Annotated in this window: 2 protein-coding genes; one reads left to right on the plus strand and one right to left on the minus strand. The window is 47.6% G+C overall.

The annotated features are described in order from the left end of the window. Positions 1-1,026: 1,026 nt before the first annotated feature. Complete coding sequence (locus M2134_RS15685) at positions 1,027-2,658, plus strand: ABC-F family ATP-binding cassette domain-containing protein (RefSeq protein ID WP_280751507.1); 1,632 nt, start codon at positions 1,027-1,029, stop codon at positions 2,656-2,658. Positions 2,659-2,736: 78 nt separating this feature from the next. Here the strand turns inward: M2134_RS15685 and M2134_RS15690 are convergent, their stop codons facing one another. Next, positions 2,737-4,209: a DUF3943 domain-containing protein gene (locus tag M2134_RS15690; protein ID WP_280751511.1), complete on the minus strand. Its 1,473-nt coding sequence runs from the start codon at positions 4,207-4,209 to the stop codon at positions 2,737-2,739. Positions 4,210-4,491: the final 282 nt, after the last annotated feature.

Consider the following 4,491-nt stretch of genomic DNA (forward strand, 5'->3'; position numbering starts at 1 on the left):
ATATTTACTTTGCTTTTACACTATAAATATAGTGCAAAAACCTGATACAGACAAGCGTTGAGTAGTATTTATTCAAAATAAATATACGATAAAAAATGGCCTTCCACCGTGTGGAAAATCTTTTCTTGGGTAAAAAGATACTTTTCGGATGATCCATTAATAAGCGGAAGGGAGGGAGGAGGGTTTTTCAGTGGCCTTCTCGTACCTCGGGGTACTCTATCCCCTCCTGCCTGAGGAGGGGCGCCCGTAGGGCGGGGTGGTGGGAGACTAAGGAGGAGAAATTTTGATACTATTTTTATGATACAAGAGCCTTCACATCTTACAATATCTGAAGACGCCCCTTTCCCCTTTCTCCTTTCTCCTTCACATATTCCCAAAATCGGAAGGTTTTCTTTATATGGCTGCAGGCCACAGCGGGCCTGTAAGACCGAGTCCCAGCGGGACGAAGACTTAGCCCACGGGTAAGCAGACTGAAGGCCTGGGCCACCCTGGGTATCTGGAGATTATAGTAGTCGAGTTCTGAAGGAACGATAGATATAAGCTACTATAATAATAGAATATGAGGTGATAGGATATGTGAGATTGAATATATTCCTTCGTTCTTACAGAACTCATTTCTCACCTATCCATGGAGCCCCAGGGTGACACAGACCTCCAGTCTGTTTACCCTGGGCTAAGTCTTCGTCCCTCCGGAACTCGGCCCTTCAGGCCCAAGGTGGCCTGCAGCCAAACAAGCAAACTTCTCATTCCATTTAATCATACATTATAACAACGCGTATTCACCGGATGAACCATTAAAGAGCTTAAAGATTAAAGTCTGAGGCTGACCCAAAAGAAGACTTAAACACAGAGGCACTAAGAATTGTTCACAGAGGGAGAAAGCGCCAATAGCGCTTCTCTGTATTCTCTGTATTCCACCTTTTTCCGTGCCTTTGTGTTGAGTATTTATCAATACGTTACTTTTGGGTCAACCACCAACCATTTTTTACTACCTTTGCCGTTCTTTATAAAAAACAGGAAACAATTATGATATCAGTTGACGGATTAACAGTCGAGTTTGGCGGAAGCGCCTTGTTTTCGGACATCTCCTTTGTGATCAATGAAAAAGACCGCATCGCCCTAATGGGGAAAAACGGAGCGGGTAAGTCTACCTTATTAAAAATTTTGGCCGGTGCCCGTGAAGCGACGCGTGGCAAGGTGTCGGCACCCAAAGATACCGTGATCGCCTATCTGCCACAGCATCTGATGACGGAAGACGGACGGACCGTATTCGAAGAGACCGCGCAGGCCTTTGCACATCTGCATGCGATGGAGGCGGAAATCGAAGCGATCAACAAAGAATTGGAGACACGGACGGATTATGATTCGGAAGAGTATTATCAATTGATAGAACAGGTATCGACCTTAAGCGAAAAATTCTATTCCATCGAAGAGATCAACTACGACGCGGATATCGAAAAGACCCTGTTGGGGTTGGGATTCAAGCGTAGCGATTTCACACGTCAGACCAGCGAGTTTAGCGGGGGATGGCGTATGCGTATCGAATTAGCCAAGCTATTATTGAAGAAGCCCGATGTCCTGTTGCTCGACGAGCCGACCAACCACCTGGACATCGAATCTATTCAATGGCTGGAGGATTTCCTGATCGACAACGGGCAGGCAGTGGTGGTGATCAGTCACGACCGGGCATTTATCGACCGTATTACGACACGTACCATCGAGGTGACCATGGGGCGCATTTATGATTATAAGGTAAACTACAGCACCTACCTGCAACTGCGCAAAGAGCGTCGCGAACAGCAGCAGAAGGCATTCGACGAACAGCAGAAGATGATTGCCGAGACCAAAGAGTTTATCGAACGATTCAAAGGAACCTATTCCAAGACCCTGCAGGTGCAAAGCCGCGTGAAGATGCTTGAGAAATTAGATATCCTGGAGGTCGACGAAGAGGATACCTCGGCGCTTCGGCTCAAATTCCCGCCATCGCCCCGTTCGGGTTCCTATCCGGTGACCATCGAGAATGTATCGAAAAGTTACGGCGACCATACCGTATTCCGCAATGCCCACCTGACGATCGAGCGCGGCGACCGCATCGCTTTCGTTGGTAAGAACGGGGAAGGGAAATCGACCCTGGTGAAATGTATCATGAAAGAGATTGAGCACGATGGGCAACTGACCATCGGTCACAATGTGATGATTGGCTATTTTGCACAAAACCAAGCCTCCCTCTTGGATGAAAACCTGACGGTGTTCCAAACCATCGACGACGTAGCCAAAGGGGAGATCCGCAATAAGATAAAAGATCTGTTGGGCGCCTTTATGTTCGGCGGAGAGAATTCCACCAAAAAGGTAAAGGTATTGTCCGGAGGAGAACGCACCCGGTTAGCGATGATCCGCCTGTTGTTGGAACCGGTCAACCTGTTGATCCTCGATGAGCCGACCAACCACCTGGATATGAAAACAAAAGATATCCTAAAGCAGGCCTTATTGGACTTCGACGGCACCCTGATTGTCGTATCCCACGACCGTGACTTCTTAGACGGATTGGTGACCAAAGTATATGAGTTCGGCAACCAGAAAGTGGTTGAACACCTCGAAGGCATCTATGAGTTTATGCAACGTAAAAAGATGGAGAACCTGCGGGAACTGGAAAAATAGGAAATAGGAACTGGGAAATAGGAGAAAGTCGAACTCCTATCTCCTATTTCCCAGTTCCTATTTCCTATTCTCTTCCAGCTACAGTCGATATCCAACACTTAACATCACATCATACGTCGAAGTCGGCACATTGTCGTAATAGCGATAACGGGTATGGCGGGAGAAGTAACGGTTGGTAAGCGTGACATTCCAACGCTTATCGGAGACGTATGCCAACTGGGTTGAGAAGATGGTCAACCGGGCATTGCTCTCTTCGCCCTGCACGTTTAATCGTTCCAGGTTGACTGTTTCAAAATCCAATCCGGGATCATATCCTTTCCAGGTGAAAATATGGTAGTTCTCCAGGTTCAACAGGAAATTCCAGTTTTTCTTATAGTTCAGTCCCGCATACGCCTTGATGCTATATCCACTGCCCAGGTTGTAGTCGCGTTCTTCCAACTGAAGATAATCCGACACACTGGCGCCTAAGGCCACACCGTTTATATATAATTCACCGAAGATATCGACCGGATCGTGGCCTACTCCCTCTTTGTAATAGATGAGCCCCCCTCCTACGGCCGCTGCTTCCGAGATACGGTAAGGCACAACGGTCTTTTCGGTATTTCCGCGAAGTTCCGAATCGTAATAGTCGAAATGCTGGAAAACACCGGCCGTCAGCATCTTGTTGCCACTCGACCACACCTGTTTACCCCATAAGGCACCAATGGCATTCACCTGACTCAGGAAAGGCTGCGTAGAGAAAAGATCCACGCCGGCACGCAAACGGAACCATTCGTACGGCAGGTAGTAATCGTCATGGAAAGGATTGCCATAGTCCAACCGGAAAGAGAGGTGCATACTGGTCGTACCCCTTTTCGACTGTTCCTGTTCGGCCAGGAAGCGTACGCCGCTGTTCACCACAAAGTTAATAGGAACCGAAGGCAAGGAACGCCCTTTGTTCGATGTTTTTCGCCAGGCATCACCGGAGATCACCCGATTCAACCCACGCACCGGAGAGACGATCCCGGCTAAGATTTCACGCCAGATACGCTCACTACCGGAGGTTCGGTCGTCCAGAAAAATATCCGACAAGCGATAGGTGATCTCCCCCAATTCGATCCCACCGAAAGAGGTTGCGAGAAGGTCGTTGATCGAAGGCGGCTCCGCCTCCATAAAGAACTCCCACATCAGGCTGCCTCCAACCGAATAGGGAATGGATTGCCAGAAGTTCATGCCATTGCTACGCGCGGCATTGAAATAGAGGGAACCGTGATAGGGATGGGCAATCAGGTTGGTGGAAAACTTATCGGTATCCCAGATCGGACCGGTCTTGAAGTTATCTTTCATCGTATGGATGTTGATCCGCGCCCAGTCTTCCTTTGCGATAAAGCGGTCGAATCCCCAGATAACCATATTGATGCCAAAAGTCTCCACAGCCGCTTTCCAGGGACGGGATGGAAGAATACGGATGCTGTCGCTCACATACTGGCGGGAAGTTGCCTCCGGTATATGCTGGCTCCAACCCCACTGCGTCATCAGAAGAAGCAACATCGCAATCGTTATCTTTTTCATCATTCTCTGTACATATAATATACAACCACCCATAAAAAACAATGCAAACCTATAAAGAATAACCAAATTGGGATTGGTTTAGTTGTAATCAATCTTAGCTAATATTGCATATTTTGACATTTGGCTCTGCTTTCAACTTTCACTATCTTTCCATAAGATAGGATACGTCTCAGCAAAGCTCAAACATGTTTGGCTCTGCTTTCAACTTTCACTATCTTTCCATAAGATAGGATGCGTCTCAGCAAAGCTCAAACAAGTTTGGCTCTGCTTTCAACTTTCACT

This window comes from Parabacteroides sp. PM6-13 (genome assembly GCF_029892605.1).
GTDB lineage: Bacteria > Bacteroidota > Bacteroidia > Bacteroidales > Tannerellaceae > QVMG01.